Origin of the sequence: Bradyrhizobium sp. IC4059 (assembly GCF_020193615.1) — a bacterium.
GTDB classification, from domain to species: domain Bacteria; phylum Pseudomonadota; class Alphaproteobacteria; order Rhizobiales; family Xanthobacteraceae; genus Bradyrhizobium; species Bradyrhizobium yuanmingense.
Map to the genome: position 1 here is coordinate 404,120 of NZ_JADYVH010000006.1, position 26,758 is coordinate 430,877.

At 64.4% G+C, this 26,758-nt stretch carries 25 protein-coding genes and 1 tRNA gene; 18 read left to right on the plus strand and 8 right to left on the minus strand.

Annotation, left to right across the window (positions count from 1 at the left end; all coding sequences use genetic code 11):
• The first annotated feature begins 68 nt into the window (after positions 1-68).
• The 8 genes from I6F12_RS21305 to I6F12_RS21340 all read left to right on the plus strand — a co-directional run bounded on the left by I6F12_RS21305 (position 69) and on the right by I6F12_RS21340 (position 12,949).
• Complete coding sequence (locus I6F12_RS21305; RefSeq protein ID WP_225157155.1) at positions 69-3,560, plus strand: indolepyruvate ferredoxin oxidoreductase family protein; 3,492 nt, start codon at positions 69-71, stop codon at positions 3,558-3,560.
• A 977-nt stretch (positions 3,561-4,537) separates the two neighbouring features.
• Complete coding sequence (locus tag I6F12_RS21310; protein WP_225157156.1) at positions 4,538-5,695, plus strand: thiolase domain-containing protein; 1,158 nt, start codon at positions 4,538-4,540, stop codon at positions 5,693-5,695.
• Positions 5,695-6,084, plus strand: coding sequence for an OB-fold domain-containing protein (locus I6F12_RS21315; RefSeq protein ID WP_225157157.1), 390 nt, complete (start codon positions 5,695-5,697; stop codon positions 6,082-6,084). Before I6F12_RS21310 ends, I6F12_RS21315 begins: the two co-directional genes overlap by 1 nt.
• A gap of 197 nt (positions 6,085-6,281) precedes the next feature.
• Complete coding sequence (locus I6F12_RS21320) at positions 6,282-7,142, plus strand: MaoC family dehydratase (protein WP_036011141.1); 861 nt, start codon at positions 6,282-6,284, stop codon at positions 7,140-7,142.
• A 175-nt stretch (positions 7,143-7,317) separates the two neighbouring features.
• Positions 7,318-8,196, plus strand: a complete 879-nt coding sequence (locus I6F12_RS21325; protein WP_225157158.1) for an SDR family oxidoreductase — start codon at positions 7,318-7,320, stop codon at positions 8,194-8,196.
• A 125-nt stretch (positions 8,197-8,321) separates the two neighbouring features.
• Positions 8,322-9,275 (plus strand): dihydrodipicolinate synthase family protein, encoded by a 954-nt coding sequence (locus tag I6F12_RS21330; protein WP_225157159.1) that lies wholly within the window; start codon positions 8,322-8,324, stop codon positions 9,273-9,275.
• A 4-nt stretch (positions 9,276-9,279) separates the two neighbouring features.
• Positions 9,280-10,074 carry an NUDIX hydrolase gene (locus I6F12_RS21335; RefSeq protein WP_225157160.1) on the plus strand — a complete coding sequence of 265 codons (795 nt, stop codon included), beginning with the start codon at positions 9,280-9,282 and terminating at the stop codon, positions 10,072-10,074.
• 187 nt (positions 10,075-10,261) lie between these two features.
• On the plus strand, positions 10,262-12,949 hold the full coding sequence (locus I6F12_RS21340; protein ID WP_036027531.1) for a PAS domain S-box protein: 2,688 nt from the start codon (positions 10,262-10,264) through the stop codon (positions 12,947-12,949).
• On the opposite strand, the gene I6F12_RS21345 is transcribed toward I6F12_RS21340, so the two are convergent.
• Positions 12,950-13,303, minus strand: a complete 354-nt coding sequence (locus I6F12_RS21345) for a GrlR family regulatory protein (RefSeq protein WP_036011154.1) — start codon at positions 13,301-13,303, stop codon at positions 12,950-12,952.
• Positions 13,304-13,557: 254 nt separating this feature from the next.
• Here I6F12_RS21345 and I6F12_RS21350 point away from each other — a divergent pair, with 254 nt between their 5' ends.
• Complete coding sequence (locus I6F12_RS21350; RefSeq protein WP_225142820.1) at positions 13,558-14,055, plus strand: hypothetical protein; 498 nt, start codon at positions 13,558-13,560, stop codon at positions 14,053-14,055.
• Between the two features lie 59 nt (positions 14,056-14,114).
• Here the strand turns inward: I6F12_RS21350 and I6F12_RS21355 are convergent, their stop codons facing one another.
• The gene (locus I6F12_RS21355; RefSeq protein ID WP_225157161.1) at positions 14,115-14,501 is read right to left on the minus strand and encodes a VOC family protein; all 387 of its coding nucleotides are present in this window, start codon (positions 14,499-14,501) and stop codon (positions 14,115-14,117) included.
• A 182-nt stretch (positions 14,502-14,683) separates the two neighbouring features.
• Here I6F12_RS21355 and I6F12_RS21360 point away from each other — a divergent pair, with 182 nt between their 5' ends.
• From I6F12_RS21360 to I6F12_RS21370, 3 genes are all read left to right on the plus strand, one after another.
• Complete coding sequence (locus I6F12_RS21360) at positions 14,684-15,256, plus strand: hypothetical protein (protein WP_036011161.1); 573 nt, start codon at positions 14,684-14,686, stop codon at positions 15,254-15,256.
• Between the two features lie 161 nt (positions 15,257-15,417).
• Complete coding sequence (locus I6F12_RS21365) at positions 15,418-15,936, plus strand: hypothetical protein (protein WP_225142822.1); 519 nt, start codon at positions 15,418-15,420, stop codon at positions 15,934-15,936.
• A 149-nt stretch (positions 15,937-16,085) separates the two neighbouring features.
• Positions 16,086-16,162, plus strand: a tRNA-Arg gene (locus I6F12_RS21370).
• A 73-nt stretch (positions 16,163-16,235) separates the two neighbouring features.
• Here the strand turns inward: I6F12_RS21370 and I6F12_RS21375 are convergent.
• Together I6F12_RS21375 and I6F12_RS21380 are read right to left on the minus strand one after the other, a co-directional pair.
• Positions 16,236-17,198, minus strand: coding sequence for a helix-turn-helix domain-containing protein (locus I6F12_RS21375; protein ID WP_225157162.1), 963 nt, complete (start codon positions 17,196-17,198; stop codon positions 16,236-16,238).
• Positions 17,199-17,523: 325 nt separating this feature from the next.
• Positions 17,524-17,808 carry a hypothetical protein gene (locus I6F12_RS21380; RefSeq protein WP_036031624.1) on the minus strand — a complete coding sequence of 95 codons (285 nt, stop codon included), beginning with the start codon at positions 17,806-17,808 and terminating at the stop codon, positions 17,524-17,526.
• 249 nt (positions 17,809-18,057) lie between these two features.
• On the opposite strand from I6F12_RS21380, the gene I6F12_RS21385 reads away from it, so the two are divergent.
• Both I6F12_RS21385 and I6F12_RS21390 read left to right on the plus strand, forming a co-directional pair.
• A complete protein-coding gene (locus I6F12_RS21385) occupies positions 18,058-18,468 on the plus strand; it encodes a DUF3775 domain-containing protein (RefSeq protein ID WP_225142826.1) in 411 nt (136 codons plus the stop codon).
• 40 nt (positions 18,469-18,508) lie between these two features.
• On the plus strand, positions 18,509-18,970 hold the full coding sequence (locus tag I6F12_RS21390) for a host attachment protein (RefSeq protein ID WP_225157163.1): 462 nt from the start codon (positions 18,509-18,511) through the stop codon (positions 18,968-18,970).
• Between the two features lie 24 nt (positions 18,971-18,994).
• Here the strand turns inward: I6F12_RS21390 and I6F12_RS21395 are convergent, their stop codons facing one another.
• Positions 18,995-19,258, minus strand: coding sequence for a hypothetical protein (locus I6F12_RS21395; protein ID WP_225113203.1), 264 nt, complete (start codon positions 19,256-19,258; stop codon positions 18,995-18,997).
• 297 nt (positions 19,259-19,555) lie between these two features.
• Here I6F12_RS21395 and I6F12_RS21400 point away from each other — a divergent pair, with 297 nt between their 5' ends.
• Together I6F12_RS21400 and I6F12_RS21405 are read left to right on the plus strand one after the other, a co-directional pair.
• Complete coding sequence (locus tag I6F12_RS21400; RefSeq protein WP_036011182.1) at positions 19,556-20,002, plus strand: hypothetical protein; 447 nt, start codon at positions 19,556-19,558, stop codon at positions 20,000-20,002.
• 99 nt (positions 20,003-20,101) lie between these two features.
• Positions 20,102-20,974: a DMT family transporter gene (locus I6F12_RS21405; protein ID WP_225139888.1), complete on the plus strand. Its 873-nt coding sequence runs from the start codon at positions 20,102-20,104 to the stop codon at positions 20,972-20,974.
• A gap of 116 nt (positions 20,975-21,090) precedes the next feature.
• On the opposite strand, the gene I6F12_RS21410 is transcribed toward I6F12_RS21405, so the two are convergent.
• Positions 21,091-21,384 carry a hypothetical protein gene (locus I6F12_RS21410; protein WP_036011186.1) on the minus strand — a complete coding sequence of 98 codons (294 nt, stop codon included), beginning with the start codon at positions 21,382-21,384 and terminating at the stop codon, positions 21,091-21,093.
• 66 nt (positions 21,385-21,450) lie between these two features.
• Positions 21,451-22,842: a deoxyribodipyrimidine photo-lyase gene (locus I6F12_RS21415; protein WP_249787029.1), complete on the minus strand. Its 1,392-nt coding sequence runs from the start codon at positions 22,840-22,842 to the stop codon at positions 21,451-21,453.
• Positions 22,843-23,000: 158 nt separating this feature from the next.
• Here I6F12_RS21415 and I6F12_RS21420 point away from each other — a divergent pair, with 158 nt between their 5' ends.
• A complete protein-coding gene (locus I6F12_RS21420) occupies positions 23,001-24,731 on the plus strand; it encodes a Cache 3/Cache 2 fusion domain-containing protein (RefSeq protein WP_225157164.1) in 1,731 nt (576 codons plus the stop codon).
• A 122-nt stretch (positions 24,732-24,853) separates the two neighbouring features.
• On the opposite strand, the gene I6F12_RS21425 is transcribed toward I6F12_RS21420, so the two are convergent.
• Positions 24,854-25,513: a peroxiredoxin gene (locus I6F12_RS21425; RefSeq protein WP_036011192.1), complete on the minus strand. Its 660-nt coding sequence runs from the start codon at positions 25,511-25,513 to the stop codon at positions 24,854-24,856.
• 393 nt (positions 25,514-25,906) lie between these two features.
• On the opposite strand from I6F12_RS21425, the gene I6F12_RS21430 reads away from it, so the two are divergent.
• Complete coding sequence (locus I6F12_RS21430) at positions 25,907-26,479, plus strand: hypothetical protein (RefSeq protein WP_036011195.1); 573 nt, start codon at positions 25,907-25,909, stop codon at positions 26,477-26,479.
• Positions 26,480-26,758: the final 279 nt, after the last annotated feature.

Here is a 26,758-nt window from a genome sequence, read left to right on the forward strand (position 1 = left end):
AGCTAAAACCAATGGGCAGGCAACGACTTAAGTCAGCAAGACCTGAACAGGGCGCAAGCGAGGACAGCATGGGCATCAACCAGGGTCCGATCAGTCTCGATCAAAAGTACACCCAGCAGACCGGACACGTCTTCACCACGGGCATCCAGGCCCTGGTCCGCTTGCCGATGGCCCAGATCCGGCGCGACCGCGCCAACGGCCTCAACACCGCGGGCTTCATCTCCGGTTATCGCGGCTCGCCGCTCGGCGGCTACGACCAGCAGCTGTTCGCCGCGCGCAAGCATCTCGAGCAGTACAATATCAAGTTCCAACCCGGCGTGAACGAGGACCTCGCCGCGACCGCGGTATGGGGCTCGCAGCAGCTCAACCTCTCGCCCGGCGCCAAATACGATGGCGTGGTCGGCATCTGGTACGGCAAGGGCCCGGGCGTCGACCGCTGCGGCGACGTGTTCCGTCACGGCAATGCCGCGGGCTCGGCCAAGAACGGCGGCGTGCTGTGCCTTGCCGGCGACGACCACGGCGCAAAATCCTCCACCGTCCCGCATCAGTCCGACCATGCTTTCATGTCGGCACTGATGCCGTATCTCTATCCCTCGAGCATCCACGAGATGATCGAGATGGGCCTGCTCGGCATTGCGATGTCGCGCTATTCCGGCTGCTGGGTCGGCATGAAGGTGATCACGGAGACGGTGGAGACCACCGCCGAGATCGACCTCACCGACGAGATGAAGCCGTTCATCATTCCCACCGATTTCGAGCTGCCACCCGGCGGCCTCAACCTGCGCTGGCCCGACGACCGCTTCGAGCAGGACCGCCGCCTGCAGGACTACAAGGGCTTTGCCGCCATCGCCTTTGCCCGCGCCAATAAGGTCAACCGCGTCACCATGGATTCGCCGACCGCCCGTTTCGGCATCATGGCCTCTGGCAAGAGCTACGAGGACGTTCGTCAGGCGCTGCGCGAGCTCGGCATCACCGAGGAGGTCGCCGCCAAAATCGGCCTTCGTCTCTACAAGATCGGCATGCCCTGGCCGCTCGAGCCGGAAGGCGTGCACGAATTCGCCGTCGGCCTGGAGGAGATATTCATCGTCGAGGAGCGGCGCGAGATCGTCGAGAACCAGGTCAAGCAGGTGTTGTTCAACTGGCGCGACGATGTGCGCCCGCGCATCGTCGGCAAGATGGACGAGCACGACAAGCGCTTCCTGACCTTCGCCGCCGAGCTCAGCGTCGCCTCGCTCGCGACCTCGCTCACCGAGCGCCTGCTTCGACTTGATCTCAACCCTGAAATCGCGGAGATGCTCCGCGCCAAGGCCGATTGGTTCAACGGCCGCCAGGCGACCCAGATGCAGGCGGTCGCCCCTGTCTCCCGAACCCCGTATTTTTGCTCCGGCTGCCCCCACAACACGTCGACGAAAGTCCCCGAAGGCAGCCGCGCGCTGGCCGGCATCGGCTGTCACTTCATGGCGCTGTGGATGGACCGCTCGACCGAGACGTTCACGCATATGGGCGGCGAGGGCGTGCCCTGGGTCGGCATCGCGCCCTTCACCAACGAGAACCACATCTTCGCCAATCTCGGCGACGGCACCTACTTCCACTCCGGCATTCTCGCCATCCGCCAGGCGATCGCCTCCAAGGCCAACATCACCTACAAGATCCTCTACAACGATGCGGTAGCCATGACCGGCGGCCAGCGTCATGACGGCGATCTCTCGCCGCAGCAGATCACCCAGCAGCTTTACGCCGAAGGCATCCGCGAGCTCTATCTGGTCTCGGAAAACCCCGACGCTTACCCGGCCGATACCATCGCGCCCGGCGTGAAGAAGTATCACCGCGACGAGCTCGACAACGTCATGAAGATGTGCCGCGAGTTCAAGGGCACCTCGGCGATCGTCTTCGTGCAGACCTGCGCCGCCGAGAAGCGCCGTCGCCGCAAGCGCGGCCTGATGGAGGACCCGGCGCGCCGCGTCATGATCAATCCGACCGTCTGCGAAGGCTGCGGCGATTGCTCGGTGCAGTCGAACTGCATCTCGGTCGAGCCGCTGGAGACCGAGTTCGGCCGCAAGCGCGCTATCAACCAGTCATCCTGCAACAAGGACTATTCCTGCCTGAAAGGATTCTGTCCGTCGTTCGTCACCATCGACGGCGGCGCGCCGCGCCACCGCGCGCCAGCCGAGCTCGCTGAGATCGGCACGCTGCCCGAGCCGGCCTCGCGCCCGACGCTCGACAAGCCCTATAACATCGCCGTCGGCGGCGTCGGCGGCACCGGCGTGCTCACCATCGGCGCGCTGCTCGGCATGGCCGCCCACATCGAGGGCAAGGCCTCGATGATCCTGGATATGTCGGGCCTCGCGCAAAAGGGCGGGGCGGTGCTCAGCCATGTGCGGCTATCAGATCATCCGGCCGAGGTGACCTGCTCGCGCATCGTCACCGGCACGGCCGATCTCGTGCTCGCCGCCGACGAAGTCGTCGCAGTCGCCAAGGACACGATCACCCTTTGTGACACCAGCCGCACCCACGGCATCATCAACAGCCACGTCATTCCCACCGCCGATTTCATCCTCAATCGCGATTTCAATTTCCAGACCCGCAAGCTGAACGGGCTCCTGGAAACGGCGCTGCACAAGGATTCGGTGTTCTTCGACTTCACCAAGCCGGCTGAGCAGCTGCTCGGCGATGCCATCGCCACCAACATGATGATGATGGGCTATGCCTATCAGAAGGGTCTGTTGCCGCTCTCCGCGGAAGCGATCGAGCAGGCGATCGAGGTCAATGGCGTCTCGATCAAGATGAACAAGGAAGCTTTCCGCCTTGGCCGTCTCGCGGTCGCCGACCCCAAGCGCCTTGCGGATATGCTGAAGGGCGGGGACGAAGTGGCCGCGCCGAAGGCGCTCGATGCCATGACGCTCGACGAGGTCATCGAGCACCGTGCCAAGCATCTGACCGCCTACCAGAACGCCCGTCTCGCCAGGCGCTATCGCAAGCTGGTCGACCAGGTCCGCGATGCCGCCGCGAAGGGCGGCTATGGCGATGCGCTGCCGCGCGCGGTTGCCGTGAATTATGCAAAGCTCCTCGCCTACAAGGACGAGTACGAAGTCGCGCGCCTCTACACCGACGGCGCCTTCGAGCAGCAGCTTCGCGACCAGTTCGAGGGCGACTTCAAGTTCAACTTCAATCTCGCGCCGCCGATCCTCAGCAGCGGTGTCGATGCGCTGGGGCGCCCGAAGAAGCGCGCCTTCGGCCCGTGGATGCTGAAGGTCTTCCGAGTGCTGGCCAAGTTCAAGTTCCTGCGCGGCACGCCGTTCGACATCTTCGGCCGCAGCGCCGACCGCAAGCTCGAGCGCGATCTCATCGCCAGCTACGAGAAGGACGTCGCCACCGTGCTCGGCCTGTTGTCGCCGCTCACGATTGACACCGCGGTCGAGCTGCTCTCACTGCCCGACCGCATCCGCGGCTACGGCCCCGTGAAGGAGAAGGCCGTACACGACGCCAAGGCCCGCTACGCCCAGCTCGCCGCGGATTTGGCCAACCCGCCGCCGGCGCCCCGGCAGATCGCGGCGGAGTAGGCGCTCCCGTAGGGTGGGTTAGCCTTGTGAATGCGCGAAGCGCGTTCGCGGGGCGTAACCCACCGCTTCTGCCGCCGCTGAGAGCGAAGCGGTGGGTTACGCCTTCGGCTAACCCACCCTACGACACCACCCCTAGCACTACGCGTCGGGCAAAACACCCAAGCCATGGTCAATCCGCGCGCGCAAAAACATTCCGCTTTACCGAAATTCGGAATTATCGTATCTCTCCGCCACCTCATCCCTCTCAGAGGGGCGTATCGCGATCGCCACGAAACGCGGGGTGAGCGGCGGTGGACGCGGGCTGCGTCGCGCGAGTCTTTCGCGCGCACGACGGGCGCGGTCTCGCGTACGGCAAAATCGTGTGGTCCTGACGCCCGGGGTCTGTGCGTCAAGTCGTGCGGGTCTCTCTCGCAAGGCGACGGGGGCAATAGTGCATCGCTCCCCGGGGAGAGCGCGACATAAGCCGTAAAGCCACTGCGCAGGGAAGGCCGGATGTTGGGCTTCACCTGTATCCCGCTGTGCATCTGTTTTTCGCGCAATTCGCGCACAGCGGACCGTGGGTGCCCAGCCGGCACCCGGTCTTCCCTGCGCCCTCTGTCTTCGGAGGGAGCAAGACGGGAGCAAAACTCGGGCGAGATGTGCCGCGAGGATGCGGGCGTGTGTCTGCGAGCGAGTCTTGAGTTGAAGCAGCGCCATCAGTGGCAACAAACTCCGTCATTGCGAGCGTAGCGAAGCAATCCAGAATTCCTCAATGGAGGGGCTCTGGATTGCTTCGTCGCAAGGGCTCCTCGCAATGACGACGCGGCGGGCAGGTTCGCTTGCTATCTGGGGCGGATTTTCGGATGTGCTCCCCTTGCGCCAATCCGCTACCCTCTCGCGGGGCGGAATATTTCCGCGCTTGCCAATCAGCCCGGTGCGGTTCAGAAAAAAGAGCCAAAAAAAGAGCCACGAACGAGACGCGAGCGGAGACTGAAGTTTTGACCATCAAGGGCAAGGCCTACATTGCCGGGATCTACGAACACCCGACCCGGCATGCGCCGGACAAATCCACCGCCCAGCTCCACGCCGAGGTCGCCAAGGGCGCGATCGAGGATGCCGGGATCAGCAAGGATGATATCGACGGCTATTTCTGTGCGGGCGACGCGCCCGGCGGCGCCTGGCCGATGGTCGATTATCTCGGCCTGAACACCAAGAAGCTTCGCCACATTGATTCCACCGAGACCGGTGGCTGCTCCTACATCATCCATCTCGGCCATGCCGCCGAGGCGATCGCCGCGGGCAAATGCTCGATCGCGCTCCTGACGCTCGCCGGCAAGCCGCGCACCGGCGCGATGCCGCCGCGCGCTTCCGGCGCCGAGGTCGATTTCGAAACCGCTTACGGGGCGACCACGCACAATGCCTATGGCATGTGTGCCATGCGCCACATGCACGACTATGGCACCACCTCCGAGCAGCTCGCCTGGATCAAGGTCGCGACCTCGCATCACGCGCAGTACAATCCGCATGCGATGCTCAAGGACGTGGTCACTGTCGAGGACGTCCTGAACTCGCCGATGATCTCCGATCCCCTGCATCGCATGGATTGCTGCGTCGTCTCCGACGGCGGCGGCGCGCTGATCGTGACGACGCCGGAGATTGCCAAGAGCCTGAAGAAGCCGCTGGTGCGCCTGATCGGCCATGGCGAGGCGATGAAGGGCCCGCGCGGCGGCAAAGATCTCGACCTCACTTACTCCGCCGGCGTCTGGTCCGGTCCGCGTGCGTTCGAGGAAGCCGGCATCACGCCGAAGGACATCAAATACGCCTCGATCTATGACAGCTTCACCATCACCGTGCTGATGCAGCTCGAAGACCTCGGTTTCTGCAAGAAGGGCGAGGGCGGCAAGTTCGTCGCCGACGGCAACCTGATCTCGGGCGTCGGCAAGCTGCCGTTCAACACCGATGGTGGCGGCCTCTGCAGCAACCACCCCGTCAACCGCGGCGGCATGACCAAGATCCTCGAAGCCGTCAGGCAGCTGCGCGGCGAGGCGCATCCGAAGGTGCAGGTCAAGAACTGCGATCTCGCCATCGCCCACGGCACCGGCGGCCTGCTCGGCGTCCGCCACGCCGCCTCGACCGCCATTCTGGAGCGCGTGTGATGAGCGAAGTGAAAAAGTATCCGGCCCCGGTGACGAATCCCGAGACATCAGCGTTCTGGGACGCGGCGAAAGAGGGCAAGTTCATGATCAAGCGCTGCACCGCCTGCGGCGAAGCGCATTACTTCCCGCGCTCGATCTGCCCGTTCTGCTACTCCGACAAGACGGTGTGGGAACAGGCCTCTGGCGAGGGCACGATCTACACCTACAGCTTGATGCGGAAATCGCCGACCGGCCCTTACGCCATCGGCTACGTCACGCTGAAGGAGGGGCCATCGGTGCAGACCAATTTCGTCGACTGCGATATGGAGAAGCTCAAGATCGGTCAGAAGGTGAAGGTGGTGTTCAAGCCGACCGACGGCGCCCCGCTGCCGTTCTTCACGGTGGCTTGATTGCTTTCTTCCTTCCCCCCTTGCGGGGGAAGGTGGCGCGAAGCGCCGGATGAGGGGTTCTCTCCACGGAGAGAATCTTCAACGTGGAAGCAACCCCTCACCCAAACGCGTATGTGGCCGGCACCTCGGAGCCCTCTCCCGCAAGGGGAGAGGGCGCATCAGTAAGCGCCGGTGAAATCCCGGGAGAAACCAGAAGAATGTCCGCCAGATACGAAGAGCTCAAAGGCCTGAAAAATCTCGGCCAGAAATACGCCTACACCGATCGCGAAGTCATGCTCTACGCCTACGGCATCGGCCTCGGTGCCGATCCCATGGACGAGAACGAGCTCGCCTTCGTCAACGAGGGCACGTTCACGCCGCGGCCGCTGAAGGTGGTGCCGACCTTCGCCTCTGTCGCGGCCTGGGGCTCGGGCCCGGGCGAGATGAATCTCAACCGCGTCATGGTGGTCGACGGCGAACGGGACATCACCTTCCACCAGCCGCTGCCGGTCGCCGCCAACATCACCGCCGACTCCTCGGTGCTCGAAGTCTACGACAAGGGCAAGGACAAGGGCGTGGTCATCGTTCACCAGACCGTGCTGAAGAACGAGAAGGGCGAGAAGCTGGCAACGCTGGTCGCCTCGCGCTTTGCCCGCGGCGATGGCGGCTTCGGCGGGCCGAACCTGACCCAGCCCGATCCGCACAAGATCCCATCGCGCGAGCCGGACAAGACCATCGACATCACCACGCGCCCCGACCAGGCGCTGGTCTATCGCCTCTGCGGCGACCGCAACCCGCTGCACTCCGATCCCGAGTTCGCCAAGAAAGCCGGCTTCCCGCGTCCGATCCTGCACGGCATGTGCACCTACGGCATCACCTGCCGCGGCGTGCTCCAGACCTATGCCGACTACGATGCGAGCGCCTTCCGTCAGCACGTCGCGCGGTTCTCCTCGCCGGTCTATCCCGGCGAGACCGTGACCATGGACCTCTGGAAGGACGGCAACGTGATCTCGTTCGAAGCCAAGGTGAAGTCGCGCGGGGTGACGGTGATCAAGAACGGCAAGACGGTGCTGGGTTAGTGGGCACCGGCGTTTCACTCCCTCGCCCCGCTTGCGGGGAGAGGGTGGGGTGAGGGGCTCTCACCACGAGTCGGGACGGTATTGAGACCTGTACCCCCTCACCCGATCGCTACGCGATCGACCTCTCCCCGCAAGCGGGGAGAGGTGGAAGAAAAACAAACAGGGAGACGCCACCATGGGACTACTCGACGGCAAGGTCGCGCTGATCACCGGCGCGGGCGGCGGGCTCGGTGAGGCCTACGCAAAGCTGTTCGCGCGGGAAGGGGCCTCGGTCGTGGTCAACGATCTCGGCGGTCCCCGCGACGGCTCCGGCGCCGACAAGTCCATGGCGCAGCAGGTCGTGGACGCGATCAAGGCCCAGGGCGGCAAGGCGGTCGCGAACGGTGCCGACATCTCCACCATGGAAGGCGGACAGTCGGTGTTCGACGACGCCATCAAGCATTTCGGCCGGGCCGACATCCTGGTCAACAATGCCGGCATTTTGCGCGACCAGACCTTTCACAAGGCCAGCGAGGCCGACTGGGACAAGGTCATCAAGGTCCATCTGAAGGGTGCCTTTTGTTGCACCATGCCGGTGTTTCGCTGGATGCGGGAAAACGGCGGCGGCGTCATCGTCAACACCTCCTCGACATCAGGGTTGATCGGCAATTTCGGCCAGACCAACTACGGCGCCGCGAAGGGCGGCATCTGGGGCCTGTCCAACGTGCTCGCGATCGAGGGCCGCAAGTACAACATCCGGATCTGGACGCTGGCCCCGGGCGCCCTGACCCGCATGACCGCAGACCTGCCCCGCTATAAGGAGAACCCCGGCGCCGCGCTCGGGCCGGACGGCATCGCGCCGGCCGTGCTATACATGGTCAGCGATTTGTCGGGCGACCAGACCGGCAAGGTGCTGGGCGTGTCCGGGCCCCGCGGCGTGCGCGAGATGCGGATGATGGAAATGGAAGGCTGGAAGCCGCCGCACTCGGGCTGGAACGCCCAGGACATTGTCGATCATGCCAAGGAGATCTTCTTCTCCGAGGAGCAGATCAAGATGGGGGCACGGCGGTTTTAGAAGGCCGTCATCTCGGGGCACGCGAAGCGTGAGCCCGGGATCCATACTCCGGATCGTGGTTATGGATTCCGGGCTCGCGACTGCGTCGCGCCCCGGAATGACAGATTAGAGAAAGACGAGGACCGATGAAACTCACCGCCGACGCCAAGGGCACCTTCGCAATCGCGCCGACGCCGTTCCACGGCGACGGCCGGATCGACGAGCGCTCGATCGACCGCCTGACCGATTTCTACGAGGAGGTCGGCTGCGACGGCGTCACGGTGCTGGGCATTCTTGGTGAAGCCCCCAAGCTTGATGCCGTCGAGGCCGAGCAGGTCGCGGTGCGCTACGTCAAGCGCGCCAAGAAGATGCAGGTGATCGTCGGCGTCTCCGCGCCGGGCTTTGCCACCATGCGTTCGCTGGCCAAGGCTTCGATGGATGCGGGCGCGGCCGGCGTCATGATCGCGCCGCCGCCCTCGCTTCGCACCGACGACCAGATCATCGGCTATTTCAAGCAGGCGGCGGAAGCCATCGGCCCTGATGTGCCCTGGGTGCTGCAGGACTATCCGCTGACCTTGCAGGTGGTGTTCACCCCCGCCGTGATCCGCAAGATCGTCATGGACAATCCGAACTGCGTGATGCTCAAGCACGAGGACTGGCCGGGCCTGGAGAAGATCTCGACACTACGCGGCTTCCAGAAGGACGGCTCGCTCCGTCCGCTCTCGATCCTCTGCGGCAATGGCGGCACCTTCCTGGACTTCGAGATGGAGCGCGGCGCCGACGGCGCCATGACCGGCTATGCCTTCCCGGAGCTCCTGATCGACGTCGTGAACCTCTCCAAGGCCGGCAAGCGCGACGCGGCACATGACATCTTCGACGCGCATCTGCCGCTGATCCGCTACGAGCAACAGCCCGGCGTCGGCCTCACCGTGCGCAAATACGTGCTGCAGAAGCGTGGTATCATCGCTTCCAGCGCGCAGCGCAAGCCCGGTGCGACGATGACGGCGACGGCGAAGGCCGAGGTCGACTATCTCTTGTCGCGGGTCGCCCGTTTCGACAAGCGCGCCAATCTCGGCCCGCAATCCAGCGCCGCAGGCTAGTTGCATGGCCGAGACATCAGCATCACGCCCGGCCTCGACGATCCTCCTGCTGCGCGACGGCACTAAGGAAATCGAAGTCTTCATGATGGTCCGCCATCATCAGATCGAGTTCAACTCGGGCGCGCTGGTGTTTCCCGGTGGCAGCGTCGATGCCGGCGACAACGAGATCGTCGCCCGCGCCGACCTCTATTCGGGCGGCGAAAGCCTCAGCGAAGCGGACCGCGGCTTCCGGATCGCCGCGATCCGCGAGACCTTCGAGGAGAGCGGCATCCTGCTGGCGCGATCGAGGCAGACTGGCCTGGCGGTCGATGCCAACCGCGCCGGCGAGATCGCTGACGCGCACCGCGTTGCCCTCAACGAGCACAAGATCAGCTTCCTGAAGATCCTCGACGACAATGGCCTCCAGCTCGCGCTCGACACGCTGGTGCCTTACGCACACTGGATCACGCCGGAGGGCATGCCGAAGCGCTTCGATACCTGGTTCTTCCTCGCGGCCGCGCCGCCCGACCAGCTCGGCGCCCACGACGGGCGGGAGTCCACCGATTCGATCTGGCTGTCAGCGCGCGAGGCGGTGGAGGGCGGCGAAAGCGGCCGCTTCAAGCTGCCGTTCCCGACCACGCGCATTCTGATCCGGCTCGCCAAGCAGGGAAGCGTGAGCGCGGCGCTGGAGCACGCCCGCGGCCTCTCGATCGTTACGGTGATGCCGGTGATGACCAAAACCGAAACCGGCCGTCAGCTCCGCATCCCCCGCGAGGCCGGCTATGACGGCGAGGTGTTCGACGTCGGCCCCGTCGGCTAGCACACTTCGACAGGCGGCGAAGTATCGATGAATCCCGGCGCGCGGGGCGGCCAGCGTCAAACTGTCGTAAAGCTGAAGCGGGCGGCAAGTCCTGATATTAACGATATTCCGCGTCCCGAGGCATGTTCCCCCCGGGCAGGAATACGTCGTATATTGGACCTCCAGCAGTCCGGTCCTCAAACCACCAATGTCCGCCGAATTGACGCCGCCCCCTGAGAAAAGGCGAACCTTCTCGCTCTCCATCGGCCAGCTCACCTTCGGTAGCTTCCTGTTGGTGCTGGCGGTGATCATTGTCACCTCGACTGCGAGCGTGATTGCGATCCGGCACATCGATTCGACCTTCGCCGAGCTGCAGCGGCTGCAGAGCGTCGGTGACCTCGCCGAGGACATCGATCGCCGCATGAACGAACTGCGTCTTGCCGCGCGCGACTTCGTCACAGATCCCGGTGCCGGCATCCAGTTCCAGCAGGTCGGCGAGGCGGCCTCGACGCTCAGCGACATCCTGAAGAAGACCCGCATCGAGCTCGCGCCCGAGCAGCAGGACATGCTCGACGGGGTCACCGAGCGGCTCGCAACCTATCGCTCCGGCCTCGAGCGGATCTCCACGCTGATCGACCGCCGCGCCCAGCTGCTCGCCGGACTGCCGCCGCTGCGCGAACAATTCGACGCAGCGGTTGAAGGCACCGCGGACCGCGAGCTGGCGTCCCGCCTGTCCGAGGCACAGGGCCGGATCGCGATCGGGCTGCTCGCGCGCAACCCGTCCGCAGCCGAGCAGGCTGCACAGGGAATGCGGGGGCTCGATATTGCCGATGCCAAGCTGAAGTCGGCGGTGAACGACTATGCCGAGGCGATCATGGCCGTCGCCGTCCGCGAGCGGCAGATCGCCGACATCGATCGCGAGGTGCTGGGAACGGAAGGACGGCTGATCGGCCGCGTCACCGAATTGCTGCGCGAGGTCAGCTCCCGACGCGGTCACGTGCTGTCGCGCGACTTCGCCCGGACACTGACCGAGGCGCGATGGCAGAGCATCGTGCTCGGCACGGTCGGCGTGCTGATCGGCATCGGCGCTGCCTGGTTCGTCGTTCGCAGGACGGTGCGTCCGCTCGCCCAGATCGCGCGATCCATTCGCGCGCTTGCCGCCGGCCGGAAAGATGTCTCAATTCCGTCCGCCGACCTTGGCAACGAGATCGGCGACATTGCGCGGGCGGCCGAAGTGTTTCGCCGCGCGCTGGAGGAGGCCGACACCGCGCGCGAGGCGGCGGTGCGCGCGCTCACCGAGCAGCGGCTCGCCGAGGAGAGCTATCGAAAACTGTTCGAAGGCTCCATCGACGGCATCTACGTGACGACCCCGGCCGGTGACCTCCTCAACGCCAATCCCGCGCTGGCGCGCATGATGGGCTACGACAGCCCGCAGCAGCTGATCGACAGCATCAGCGACATCGCCCACACGATCTACGTCCACCCCGAGGCGCGCGCCGAATACCAGCGGTTGATGGCGCGCGACGGCATGGTGCGCGAGTTCGAGTATCAGGTGCGCCAGCGCAGCGGCGACATCCTCTGGCTCTCCGACAGCGCCACGGGCGTGCGGGACGAAGCGGGCAACATCATCCGCTACGAGGGCACGCTGCGCGACATCACCGACCAGAAGCGGGCGGAGGAAGCCATCGCCGAAGGCCGGCGCCTGCTCCAGCAGGTCATCGACACCGTGCCGGCGGTGATCAACGTCAAGGATCGCAATCTGCGCTACGTGCTGATGAACCGCTACATGGCCGGCATCTTCGGCATCGAGCCCGGCGAGGCGCTCGGCCGCACCACGGCCGACCTGATGTCGCGCTACGGCGCATCCAAGTCGGACGAGAGCGACAAGCGGGTGCTCAAGCTTCGAAAAGGTCTCGGTTTCTACGAGGAGGAGTATCAGGACGCCTCCGGCAACATGCGGCAATGGCTGGTCAACAAGTTGCCGCTGCTCGACGCCGAGGGCGAGATCGAGCGGATCGTGACCGTTGCGCTCGATATCGGCGAGCGCAAGCGGGGCGAGCAGGAGATGCGCAAGGCCAAGGAAGCCGCCGAAACCGCGCTGCGCAATCTCCGCGAGACCCAGGCCTCCCTGATCGAGGCCGAGAAGCTGGCCGCGCTCGGGCGCCTCGTCGCCGGCGTCGCCCACGAGGTCAACAATCCCGTCGGCATCAGCCTCACCGTCGCCTCCGCGCTGGAGCGCAAGACCGCCATGTTCACCGCCGAAGTCGAGCGCGGCGAGCTGCGCCGCTCCACGCTCAACGACTTCCTCAGCACCAGCCGCGATGCTTCCTCGCAGCTCGTCTCCAATCTCAACCGCGCCGCCGAGCTGATCCAGTCGTTCAAGCAGGTCGCCGCCGACCGCAACTATTCGGATCAGCGTACTTTCGATCTCGGCGACCTCACCGAGCAGGTGGTGATGAGCCTGCGGCCGGGCCTGCGTAAGCATAATCTGACGCTCAACGTCGAGTGTCAGCCGGACCTGACCATGAACAGCTATCCCGGCCCCTACGGCCAGGTGCTGACCAATCTGTTTCTGAACTCGGTGGCGCACGCCTTCCCGGACGGCCGGCCCGGGACGATCGAGATCCAGGTGCGCGAGTCCGGCAAGGACAACGTCGAGATCATCTTCTCCGACAATGGCTGCGGGATGTCGCTCGACGTCCGTCGCCGCGCCTTCGATCCGTTTTTCACCACGCGGCGCGACCAAGGCGGCACCGGCCTCGGGCTGCACATCGTCTACAGCATCGTCACCAACCGGCTCGGTGGCCGGCTCGATCTCGATTCCGAACCGGGTGGCGGTACGCGCATCCAGATGATCCTGCCGCGTGTGGCGCCGCTCGAACAGGCCGCGGAATAGCTAATCGACGTCTGCAAGCTTGTGCAGCGTCGCGCCGAAGATCTGGCTGGCCTTGCCGACCAGCGCGGTGCCGGTCATCTGTCCGCGCGTGTCCGTGAACGTGCCGGTGACGCCGATGCCGACAGGGGCAGGGCCGCCGAACAGCGGATTGTCATCGCCTCGAGGCGAGGTGTGCCGTTGCACCAGCACCTCGCCCTTGAAGCTGTTGTTGTCCTTCACCGTGTAGCTGCCGGTGTAATACAGGTAGGCATCGCCGCCGAGAATCTTGCCGTCGCGGAAGAGAATCACGCCGCTGCCCTTGCCGACTCGACCATCGAGCAGGGTGACGTGAATTGAATAGAGGCCGTTTTTCATAACGTCCCGTAGGCCGGCCGCCATCGCCCAATGGCGCAACCGGTCCCGCTTTTATGCCAAAGCCCATCCCTGCGCGCAACGAGGCAGTTTGCCGGCCGGTCGCGGCGGCTGGGAGCCGTAGTTGTTCCGGTTTGTCCATGACACCGTCGTGACGCTCTGATGGTGAGGCGAGGCCCGACGTTGCCAATCAGAGTTGGCCCGCGAAATGCATAACCATTGTTGCACTGGCCGCGGGGTGCTGGAGCAAGACGAACGTGACCAACTGGATCGATTCCGGCGGCGATGAGCCGCGTCTGTACGGTGCGCGTCCCACGAATTGCAAAAGCGAACAACGGCGGATTGGCGATGCGATACGCCGGGCAAACCTGACGAGGCTGGCGCCCGCGTTGGCTTTGATCGCGCTCGCAGCCCCCTCGGGGCACGCGCGCGACCGCGGGCAGTTCGCCAACACCAATCCCGAATTGAAGGCTTGGTTCGACAGTCTGCGCAGCGGCAAGGGGCCTTGCTGTTCCGATGCCGACGGTTCGGCGCTCTCGGACTCCGACTGGGACAGCAAGGACGGGCATTATCGCGTTCGCGTCCCGCGCTATGGCTATGCGCTCGATGGCCAGCAGCAGGAGCTCGTCTGGGTCGACGTGCCCGCGGAGGCCGTGATCTCGGAGCCGAACCGGGTGGGACGCACCATGGTCTGGCCGATCTACGGCTACATGGGTGTTACCATCCGCTGCTTTATGCCCGGTAGCATGACTTAGCCTTCTGCCGTGACGTTGTCGCCGGCTCGGATGCCTGGACGGCGGGGCGCTCCGTCGCGTCAGGTATATTTCTTGTCGCGCTCGAGCAGCTCGATCGAGATGCCTTCAGGCCCGCGGATGAAGCAGATGCGTACGCCGGGACGAATGGTCGTCGGCTCGCGCGTGAACGTGACACCCTTGGCCTTGATCTCGGCGGCGACCGCGTCGATGTCCTTCACCGTCAAGCCGAAATGGTCGAGGCCCTGATGCGGGTGCGGAGGTGGCGGGCTGACGGCGCTGTCGCTCTCGAGCGGCGCGATGAAGATCCTGGCTCCGCCGAGGTTCACGTCGATTCGTCCCGGCGCGCGCACGATCTCGCCACCAAGGATGTCCTGCAGCCAGGCCGCGGTGGCCTCCGGATCGGGGCTGCGCAGATGGACGTGATCCCAAGCGACGGCGAACGGCATTTCGTACTCTCCCAACGGGTCTATTCGATGCTACGGCGCATGCTAGCAGTATCGCCGGTGGCCACCACCGCCGTTGCCGACTCGCATGACGTTGGGGGAACCTTAGTTCGTCGCCCGAATTAAGGTAAGCTGTCACTAAACCCATGTTCGATTGGTGCTGCGGTCGCGATCGGTGTGCAACCATGAATGCGAGGCTCGACCGACTCGGATTGGGGCGCTTGGCCGGCACCGGCGAACGACTGGCGCGGGCGGTGACGATTGCGAGCGTCTCATTTGGCCGAAGCCTTCTATGGCTGCTGGCGGCAATCATCGTCGGTTGCGGCATCTGGATGCTGCTACCTCTCTCCAAGGGCAACAGTGCTGAGCCGGTGAGGCCTGAGCTGGCGGCTGTTGAAGCGCCTCCCTCCGGCGATGCGTCCAAAGTAGCCTCGCCTGTGTCCGAAGCTCAGGTGCCGGCGACAGCAGAACTTGGTCGTCTCAGGATTTCATCACAGACCTGGCGTCGCGGCGGCCTCGGCTCCAAAGCCCTGGTGACGTTCACGCTGCGAAACGACAACGACTATGCCGTAAAGGATGTCGAGATCGTCTGCGCCTTCACGCGGCGCGATGGAAGTCATCTGACCGACCGCAGCCGCGTGCTGGCGGATCCGGTCAGCATGAAGAGCCGCAAGACCTTTGTGCGTATCCCGATCGGCTTCGTTAACGTGAATGCCGATCAGGCAAAATGTTCCCCGGTTGCAGCACGCCGTGCTTGAAGGCGACTTGTCCCGGTAGCTGAAAAGTTACCTTCTGCAGTCCTTGGCCGAAAACTATGCATCACCATTTGAACCGAACGGCTGGGCCAGGAACCAATTGGAAGATCGCCTGTTGAGGCGAGCAGAGCCCACGCGGGGATGCGGGGGGCGGAGCGCGGCCAATGCCCATCTTTAGGTATTTCATCTTTGTCGGTGGAGCTTTGCTCACACTGCTGTTCGCGGCGGATTTCGTTCTCCCGGCGGCGCCCGTAGCGCAGGCCGTCGCGACCGCAAGCAACGACCAGCCGCTGATCCGAATCCGGTCCGACCGCCATCTGCCTGAGCGCGTCGTCCTCGACACGAGCCAGCCGACGATTGTCGCACCCGCGGTTCAGACTGCCGCAGTTGCGGCTCCCCAGCCACCGTTACAGGAGAGCCTGTCGCCGGCTTTGGCCGAGATGTCTGCCAAGACGCGGGTGCGCGAGACCTTCGCCCAGTTCACGCCAGAGCCGAGGGCCGGGACTGCCGCAGCGAGGAAGTCCGACGCGGGCCAGCCCCAGACGTTCCAGGCCCAAGCGTCTCCTGTCCAGGCTCAGCCCAAGCGTAAGATCGTCAGGACGCAACCGGCGCATCAGCCGGGCCGCCCCATGATGCTGGTCGCTCAGCAGCCGCATTTCGGCCTCTTCAACACGACCTGGTAACAGCGCCTTCGGCTGCCTCGATCGAGGTGGGAAGGGCTTTTTATTGGCCGGCCTCTCTGCTAATTCGAACCAATCCGACCGCCGTCGGGTGTACTGGCTCCTCGCCAGTGCCGGCCGGCGGATTTCGGTGGCCCGCTACTCGGGCCAGGGCGCTCGTAGCTCAGCTGGATAGAGCATCGGATTTCGATTCCGAGGGTCGGAGGTTCGAATCCTTCCGAGCGCGCCAGTCCTCTTTGTTCCATATATGTTCTAAAGCGGCGAGGATGCCGGGTCACCGCCGCGAGGGCTTGCGGCGTCCATCAGCCTGCCGGGACACCGCTTTGCCGGCCGCGTGCCAGCGTGTCGGAGGGCGCCTCGTGGAAGATCGCGCGGTAGGCTGCGGCAAATTCGCCGAGATGATGGAAGCCCTGGGCACGTGCGCAGGTGGCCACGGTGACGCCGCCCTTGAGGAGGCGGGCGCGGGTCGCCCACAGCCTCTTCAGGCGAATGTACTGGTGCAGGCTCATGCCCCGCACCTTGCTGACGGCGCCGCCGAGCGTACGGATCGAGACGTCGAACTCGCGGGCGAGATCGGCTGTATAGATCGGTGCGGTCGGATATGTAGCGACGTAGTCGTCGATGCGCTGCACGAGCTTGATCGCCCGCTCGCCGTGGACCGAGGTGCTCCGATCCGACGTCGAATCGATTCGAAACAAATCGTCGAGCGCGAGCAGCAGGCCTTCCTGCAGATGGGCCGCAATCTCGGTCGTCTCGAACAGGTCTGGCTGCACTGACGCGGTGCGCAGGATATCGAGCAGGAACTGTCGGGTGTGGAGCAGGGCGGGCCGGTTCGCGACATGGGCGCGCAAATGGTCGGCGCGGTCGAACCAGCCCCGGTCTCTCAGCTCGGGGGAGAAGATGATCATGGCGTGATGATTGGTCCGGGGCTCGACGAAATGGCACTCATCGTCCCCGTGGAGGGCAGCGAAGAAGCGGGCGTCGAGATCCACACCTTTGAAGTTGACCTGAAGATCGTCGCTCATCGACAGGATCACCATCCCGCTCGGCATGCGATAAGCGGTATCTAGGATCCGCGCGAACGATCTCATCACGATGATGCGGCACGCCGGCAGGGAGACGATGGCTCGGGCCGCCGCGAAGTTCGGGATGTCGAGCGGAATGCTCCTCGCATCCTCCATCGTCTCAATCGGCCGAAACGCATCGACATCGGAGAAGCCGATCAGTTGAAGCGCAGAGGAGGGAGCGAGGTCGTCGAACAACATGATTCTGGCCGGCCGCTGAAATGAGACAATCAAAGGAACATCGCTGCATCATCAATGGCGAAGCATCGAGTTTCAGTAAACCGAATTTCAGGGCCGTAGTATTGCGGACATCATGCCATGAGGTACGTTGGATCATCGCCGTTTCTCAACGCTCTGCACCTTCATGTTGACAGCACCGAAACACGATCGGTTAAATCGTCATAAGTGACCTTTTCGGCTGATCTCATCTTTGATCTAGATCAAACATGAACGGCTTGGGGCCAGTGATCCACTGCGCAAGACATGATCTCGCAAAAGCGAAGGGGCCCGAAGGCCCCTTCAAACGTCACCAGCGGCGATAGCCGTAGTACCCATAATGGCGCGGCCCGTAATAGCGCGGCGGCCCATAGTACCGCGGGCCGTAATAATATGGCCGCGGCCTGTAGTAGTAGCCATAATAGTTCGGCCGCCACCAGCACCGTCCCCAGGCGTCGCAGACCATGCGGACCTGCTCGACGCCGGAGACCTGCGGTGTCGCAGGTGCAGGCGCGATGGGCATGGCGGATGCCGTCGACGATGCAACGAGGGCGCCGAACAGGAACGCGGCCAATCGGCCAGTCGTGAGGTTCATGATGTCTCTTCCTTCGCTTACGCGATGCAGGATATCGAGGTTGTTCTGATCAAATTGTGGCCGAACCGAAATGTAATACAGATGAACAGGCGAGCTGACCCTTACTTCACGGCTCGGCAGCGGGTCGTAGGCCGGGCAGGCCGTGTCGTGACTTGAGCTTGATCCTGCGCAATTCGCAAGTTTGCCTTGGCTCTTACTGTCGCCGTCATGGCAGCGGCGTGGTGCCTGCTGCCGGGCAAGGTGAGCTGAATGCGAGTCATTCCAGATCTGTCGATCTCGCCGGAGAAGGTGTTCTTCGTCATCTCGAAATCGCGCCGGTCCGACAGCGAAGCGGGCGGGGGTGGCGTCATCCTGGACTTCGGCGACGACGACATGAGCTACGGCCGCGGTGGGCGCGGCGAAAGCACCGACCGTGCCGAGCTCGCGGGCTTCATCCGCGCTCTCAATGTTGACGAGCAGATCGATCTCGTGGCGCTGACCTGGCTTGGCCGCGGCGACAGTGATCCCTCCGATTGGCGTCAACTGCGCGCCCAGGCCGCCCAGGCGCACAACCAGCGTACCGCCTCCTATCTGATCGGTACGCCAATGCTCGCCGACTATCTGGAGGAGGCGATGACGCAATTCGGCAAGTCCTCCGAGGAATTCGAAGAACAGCTCTGATGCCGGATGCGGCGTCTGCAAGTGTCAAGGAGAAGTTGCGATGGACAAGATGAGAATGGACAAGGGTGACTGGCTGGTCGTGTGCGACGGGCGCAAGGCGCTCATTCTGGAAAACCTCGGCGACGAGATGTTTCCGAACCTCCACACCAGGGAGGTGCACGAGCAGCCCAATCCCGCCACCGCCGCTCAGGGGGCCGACGCGCCAGGCCGGTTGCATGGCGCGGTCGGCGGCTCACGCAGCTCGGTCGAGCAGACCGATTGGCACGACGAGGCCGAGCGTGCCTTTCTGCGGAGCCTGGCCGGCCGGCTCGATGCCGCCGTCAGCTCCGGTGAGACGACGGCCCTGACCATGGTGGCCTCGCCACGTGCGCTCGGCATGATCCGCGCCGACTATTCGGACGGGCTGCGCAAGGCGCTTCAGGGGGAGGTCGGCAAGGACCTCGTCAAGCTGCCGGTCTACGAGATCGAGAAGCAGTTGCTGCGGTCGGGCGCCCCCAAATAGAGGAGCCGCAGCGGCCGCGGCGCCTCAGTAGCAGGGGTGCCGCCGGCCGTCCTGACCAATATAAGCGGCCGCGCTGCGGTAGCAGTGGTTGGTCGCCGGGCCGTCATAGTAGGCGAAGGTGCCGGGGGTGATACCCGGGCCGTAATTGTGCAGGTAGCTGATCGGGTAGGGCAGCGGGCTCGCGTAGGAGCGGTGGTACCGGTGGCGGCCGTTCGCCTCCGCGAGGGCGGGGGCCAGGACCGCAGCCGTCAGGGCCGCAACCGCGGCGACACGCGTCAACTTGCTCATCTCGATTCTCCGGAACCCGCTCGAATGGGTCAGCCTGTTATAGCAATTTCGAGCGGCCAAGCATCGCTCCGGAGGCCAGAAATCAAGGCCAATCCCGCAGATTTCCGGGTGGGTGTGACAGAATTGCCGGACATGCGGCCAAAGCTGCCCATTTTTGGCCTTTTCGGGATGCTTAACGAATTCCCCACACAAGTATGACCAAAGACTATTCGGTTCAGAATTCTTCCGCCGGCCCGGGGGCATTTGCCGGCCCCTCGAGTCCGGTACATTCCTGAAGGCCTTCGCCGTCATCTCGCCATGCGCATCACGCTTCCGAGTCTGCTGTTGCTCTGCCTCGCCGCCGCCACGCCGGCGCGCGCCGAGCTGCACATCACGCGCGACCACGGCGGCTATGTCGAGGAGTACAAGGCCAAGTACAAGCGGGTGCGCGAAAAGGGCGAGCGGGTCATCATCGACGGCATCTGCAATTCGGCCTGCACGCTCGTGCTCGGCATCGTGCCGATGAACAAGATCTGCGTGACGCCGCGCGCGAGCCTCGGCTTCCACCAGGCCTATTACGACAAGGCGTTCACCTTCGGCATCAAGGTCACCAGCGCTGAGGGTACCTCCGATCTCATGTCCTACTACCCCGACACGGTGAAGGACTGGATTCGCCGCAATGGCGGGCTCACCACGGACATGAAGAAGATCAAGAACGGGGTCGAGCTCTGGAAGATCGTCAATCCCTGCCCGGACGAATGGTGAGCGGCTGAGACGGACCGCGATCCTCCGTCGCAGCGCAGCATATCGTCACCACGAAATTCGCATTGCCGCATGGCCGAGGGTCGGGCAATGAGGGCGGCAATGAATCATAATCAAGAAGCCCTGGCCGCCCGCGCCGCGCCGATCCTGTTCGTGCTGCTCTGGAGCACCGGATTCATCGGCACCAAATACGTCGTCAACAATGCCGATCCCTTGACCTATCTCGCCATCCGCATGGCGATCGTGGTCGGGCTGATGGCAATCATCGCGGGAATCGCCCGGCCGAAATGGCCTGATAGCGCCGGCATCGCGCACAGCGCCGTCGCCGGCATCCTCGTCCACGGCTTCTATCTCGGCGGCACCGCGATTGCGATCGCGCATTCGATTCCGGCCGGCCTGTCGGCGCTGATTCCAGGTCTGCAGCCGATCCTGACCTCGACCATCGCCAATCGCTGGCTCGGCGAACGGGTCACGCCGCTGCAATGGGCCGGGCTCGTGCTCGGCCTCGGGGGGGTGGTGCTGATCCTGCACAACCGTCCGATGACCGGCGAAGCCGGGCTCGGCTGGCTCGCCTCGGTGGTCTCGCTGGTCAGCATCACGCTCGGCACGCTCTATCAGCGCCGCTATTGCAATCACATCGACTGGCGCGCCGGCAATCTCGTGCAGTACGTGGCGGTCACCATCTTCTTCGCGGTCGGCGCCTTCCTGTTCGAGGATCGCGTGGTGCACTGGACACGGGAGTTTGTGCTTGCGCTCGCCTGGCTCGCGGTCGCGCTCTCGATCGGATCGATCGGGCTGTTGTACTGGCTGATCCGCCACGCCGCGGCGACCTCGGTCGCGAGCCTGTTCTATTTGGTTCCGGCCGTCACGGCCCTGATGGCCTATCTGCTGTTCGGAGAAAAGCTGGATGCGATTGCCATTGCTGGCATGGCGCTCTGCGCCGCGGCGGTCTTTGTGGTCAATTGGCGGTCCTGACGGCACGCAGTTCGGCTCGCCGGAAACGCGGAAGTGCTTCAACGCCGAGCAAGCGGCGAGGATAGATGCGGGCTGTCTCCGGGCGCGCCCGCACCCGGAGACGTCTTCCGGTGCGATCAGCGCTTGGCCTTCTTGGCCTTCTTCTTCGACTTGCCGGCTTTCTTGGTCGCCTTTTTCGCAGACTTTTTCGCGGCCTTCTTGGACGACTTCTTTGCGGCCTTCTTCGTCGTCTTCTTCGCAGCCTTCTTGGCTTTCTTCTTGGCCGCCTTCTTCGGCGCTACTTTCTTCGCGACCTTCTTGGCGGCTTTCTTCACCTGCTTGACTGCGGTGACTGCCGCGTCCTTGGTCGTTTCCACGGCAGTGGTGATCGTCTCCATCGCCTGTTCGGTGATCGGTTTCTCGTCGTCCATATCGTCCCCCACGGTTTGCATGGAGCGATGACGATAGCGGGTTTCGAAATCGTGTCAAAGCGACGCTCAACCTTTGCGGATCTTTGCGTAGGCGGCGAGCGCGCGTTCGCGTGCCCTGGCATGATCGACGATCGGCTGCGGATAGGTCTTGCCGATCGTGATGCCCGCGCTCGCAAGCTCGATCGGCGTTGCCTGCCAGGGCCGGTGGATCAGCTTGGCGGGCAGGGCCTTCAGCTCCGGAACCCAGCGTCGAACATAGGCTCCATCAGGATCGAACTTCTCGCCCTGAAGCTGCGGATTGAACACGCGGAAATAGGGCGCAGCGTCCGCGCCGCAGCCGGCGACCCATTGCCAGTTGGCGGGATTGCTGCCGGCGTCCGCGTCGACCAGCGTGTCCCAGAACCAGGCCTCGCCCTCGCGCCAGTCGATCAGGAGGTGCTTGACCAGGAAGGAGGCCACCACCATCCGCACCCGGTTGTGCATCACGCCGGTGTGCCAGAGCTCGCGCAGGCCGGCATCGACGATGGGGTATCCGGTGCGCCCGCGCTGCCAGGCGGCGAGCGCTTCTTTGTCGGGCTGCCAAGGGAAGGCATCGAAGTTCGTCTGCAGGTTTTCGGCGGCAAGGTTGGGGTGATCGTGGAGGAGGTGGCGGCAGAATTCGCGCCAGCCGAGCTCGCTCAACAATTTTTCGACGCCTTGCCCGCGTGCCGGATCTTCCGCCGCGGCAAACCGGGCGGCGTGCCAGAACTGACGCGGGCTGAGTTCGCCGAAGCGCAGATGCGGCGACAGCCGTGAGGTGCCCTCTCGGTCCGGACGGTCGCGGTCGCCCACATACATTCGAACAGTGTGCTTGAGGAAGTCGCGCAGGCGCAGATGGGCAGAGGCGGCACCGGGGCTCCATGCCTCGCGCAGGCCGCCCGCCCAATCGGGCGTGGTCGGCTCGAGCTTCCAGCTCTCCAGTCGATCGCTCGCGATGCTCGGTGCAGGGCGCAGCTGCTTCGGCGCGGGCAGGGGCTTTGGCGGGTCGCCGAGCGAAAGTACGCGGCGCCAGAACGGGGTGAACACGCGCAGACCCCGGCCGTCCTTGGTGCGTATCGCCGCGGGCGGGACCAGCAGGTCGCCGGGAAAGCTCTGCGCGTGCATGCCCAGCTTTGTCAGGGCCGCTTCGAGCTGTCGTTCAACCGCCTGATGCGGCGCCTGCGCGATCTCGTTCCAGTAGACGGCGCGGGCACCGCTCTGTCGCACCACCTCAGGGATCACCTTGGCCGCCGATCCTCTGCGCAGGACAAGCGAGCCGCCGCGCGCGGCGATCTCGGCTCCGAGCGCCCGCAGCGACTGCGCCAGCCACCAGCGTGCCGCGCCGCCCGGCGCTCGCCCCGCCGCCTCGTCCAGTACGTAGAGGCAAAGCACCGGCGCTCCGGACGTGGCGGCGGCGTGGAGGGCGGGGTGGTCGGACAGGCGGAGATCGTCGCGAAACCAAACGATGACGGGCGGGGTCAGGGCAAGGCCTCGTTTACCAATTGGAAACCATGCCGCGCGGGGCGGTGGGAACCGTCGTTAATGCGGCTGTAAGTCAATTGCACCAATATGCAGGAATTACGGGGGTCATTCCATCCATGTCCAATCTTCTAACGGCGAAGTTCCTGCCGCGTTTCAAGCTCGGCACCAAAGCCGTCCTGTGCGCGGTGCTGTTGATCGCAATGAACACGGCGCTCGTGGTCGGCGCCGGCTATTGGTCACTGACATCCGCCTTCAATGACCGCGCCCTGCGCGACATCGAGGTCAATCTGCGCACGCTGGGGCTGGCCTTTGCGGAGACCGTTCCCGAAGCCAAGATCACGATCCGAGACGGCGCGGTGGTCCGCGCCGAGATCCCCAAAATGCCCGACTTCAGGGATCACGCCATCGTCGACCGGGCGGTGTCCTATGTCGGCGGCAACGCGACCCTGTTCGTGTTCGACGCGGCGAGCGGACAGTTCATCCGCCGCTCGACCAACGTGAAAAAGGAAAACGGCGACCGCGCCGTCGGGACCCAGCTGGCCGCCGATCATCCGGGGCAGGCCCCGCTGCGCCGTGGCGAGGCCTATAAGGGGCCGGCCACGCTGTTCGGCAAGACGTTCATGACCGCCTATTTCCCGATCGCCGATGGCACCGGCAAGGTCGCCGGCATTCTCTATGTCGGCATCCCCATGGTGCAGTTCGAGGGCATGCTGTCCCAGGCGATGGAGAGCATGGCGGCCGCTGCCGGGCTTGCCGCGCTTCTGGTGCTGGTCCTGACCCTGCTGGTCGTACGCCGCATCACCCGGCCGCTGACCTCGGTGACGCATTCGCTCACCGCGCTTGCCAACGGTCAGAGCGACGTCGCGATCGAATGCGAGGACCGGGCCGACGAGATCGGCGAGATCGCCCGCACGGTCGCGGTGTTCAGGAGCAACTCGCAGGAGCGGGCGCGCCTGCGCACCGAGCAGGCAGCGGCAACCGCTGCCGCAGCCGAGCAGCGCAAGGCCGAGCTGCGCAACTTCGTCGAGGGGTTCCGCGGCAGCGTCGGCGGCATTCTCGACAAGGTGCTGGCATCGTCCGGCGAGTTCGAGCGCGCCGCGCGACAACTCACCGACGCCGCGCGCTCCACGGCTGATCTGTCAGCGCAGTCGGCAGGAGCATCCGAAAGCGCCTCCGAGCATGTGCGTTCGGCGGCGTCCGCTTCCGACGAGCTGTCTCAATCCATCTCCGAGATCACCCGCCGGGTGCAGGAATCGAACGAGATCTCCGCCGAGGCGGTGCGGCAGGCCGAAGCGACGGACCAGCGCATCGCGCAGCTCTCGGAGGCCGGCTCGCGCATCGGCGACGTCGTCAAGCTGATCACCTCGATCGCCGAGCAGACCAATCTGCTGGCGCTGAATGCGACCATCGAGGCTGCACGCGCGGGCGATGCCGGCCGCGGCTTCGCGGTGGTGGCTCAGGAGGTCAAGACGCTCGCCGGCCAGACCGCGAAGGCGACCGACGAGATCTCGAACCAGATCGAGAGCATGCAGCTTGCGACCGAGGAATCGGTCGCAGCCATCAAGGCGATCAGCCAGACCATCGAGCGCATCAGCGGCATCGCAGGCTCGATCTCGGCGGCGGTCGAGCAACAGAAAAGTGCGACGCACAACATCGTGGCCAGCGTGCGCGCCGCGGTGTCAGGCACGGCCGATGTCGCGGTCAATGTCCGTCACGCCGCCAAGGGCGCCAGCGAGACGGGCGAAACGTCGAGCCGGATGTTTGCTTCCGCCCAGGCGCTGTCGGGCGAGAGCCTGCATCTGAAGGCCGAGGTCGAGAGCTTCCTCGACCGCGTGCACGCGGCGTGATTCTGGGTCTTCATCCCGGGATGGTCCTAAGGACCAGCCCCGGGATCTCGAGATCCCGGGTTCGATGCTGACGCATCGCCCCGGGATGACTTTTTGGGGCCGCTATCCGCGACCGCCAAAAGTCATCTGGGCTGCGGGACGATGCGGATGTAGGGCTTCGGCTCCTTCCAGCCCTGCGGATAGATCGTCTTGGCCTCGTCGTTGGAGACCGAGCCCGCGATGATGACGTCGTCGCCCTGCGACCAGTCGGCCGGGGTGGCGACGCGATGCTTGGCGGTGAGCTGGAGCGAGTCGATGACGCGCAGGATCTCCTGGAAGTTCCGGCCCGTCGTCATCGGATAGACCAGCACCAGCTTGATCTTCTTGTCCGGGCCGATGATGAAGACGTTGCGGACGGTTTGGTTGTCGGCCGGCGTGCGGGTGAGGGGATCGCCAGAGGTCGAGGCTGGCAGCATGCCGTAGAGCTTGGAGACGTTGAAATCGGTGTCGCCGATCATCGGGTAGTTCGGCGCGGCGCCTTGGGTCTCCATGATGTCTTCCGACCATTTGGCATGACGGTCGACCGGATCGACCGAGAGGCCCATCAGCTTGACCCCGCGCTTGTCGAATTCCGGCTTCAGCTTGGCGAGGGCGCCGAGCTCGGTGGTGCAAACCGGCGTGAAGTCTTTCGGGTGTGAGAACAAGAGGGCCCAGCTGTTGCCGATCCAGTCGTGGAATTTGATCTTCCCTTCGGTGGTTTCGGCTTCGAAGTCAGGGGCGGTGGCGCCGATCGGAAGTGTCATGATCTTACCTCATCTCATTGAATCTAATCGAGAATTCGTCTCCGGCCGTCACATCCATTATAAGGGCTTCGCCGGCCTAAGTGAACGCCAACTGAACCGGCTCAAGTAAAATGTGAATTCCTTCTTTGAAGAGCCGATTTTCTAGCAACTTATTGTTACAGCGGCAGCTGCGGCGAAACAGCTCCAACCGGGGTCACACGGTCTCGCTCGCCCCGATAATGCCTTTTATGACTTTCATCACGCTCGCCCGGCGCGTTCTAGAACCAGATTGGTCCTGATAGCGACCAATTGGCAACCATCTAGAAAAGTCGCGATCCCCGTATCGAATCGTTAACCACCCCTTTACGCCGGCATGGAAATGCTGGTCGATCAGAAGAAGTCTGGAAGTGAACTATGTCCGCCGCTGCGCCTAAGCCCACCGAGCCGTCGTCCCTCGTGCCGTCCTGCCGCGATACTGCAGCTCATGCCCTTTCCGTCGTGCGGGACGGCGTGATCACGGGCGAAGGCCCGACCACCAAGGGACGGGTGCATTTCTCCCGCTCGCTCGACGCCGATGACACCGCCTGGTGCGTGCGCATCCTCACCGCCACCGCCGTCAACGACCAGCCGGTCAGCCGCGCCGAGGCCGAAGTTCTGTTCGAGATCAACGAGGCCGCGACGGAGCGCACCGATGGCGGCCGGTTCGACGACCTGCTTGCCAAGGCGGTCGCCCATTATGCCGCGAGCGCCTCGGGCCTGAAGGTGCCGCCGCGCAGCGTCGCGCTGTCGGCCGACACCGAGATCGAGAGCTGGGCGCCGTCCTATGCCTCCAAGGTCAACAGCGAGATGCTGGAGTGGATCGCCGGCCAGATGCGTGGCAAGCGCCAGAACAACCGTCGCCTGATGGCGATGGTGGCGACCTTCCTCGGCGCCACCGCACTGCCTCTGGCGGGCCAATTGCCGAACGTGTTCGACATCGGGATGTAAGGCAAATGGGCCGCGGTCGCGGCTCGCAGATCGTGTCACGCTCGTGTCCGGGGCGCGAGACTACCGCATTGTGACACCGCTGTCTCAACAGCGTCATTGCGAGCGCAGCGAAGCAATCCAGAATCCCTCCGCGGATACATTTCTGGATTGCTTCGCTGCGCTCGCAATGACGGAGCAAGTTGCGACACCGCGTCTCTCCAATTCGCATGACTCGCAGGCACGCTGCCGCATCCTCGCGGCGCATTTCGCCCGAGCTTTGCCTGTCGTCCGACCCTCAAT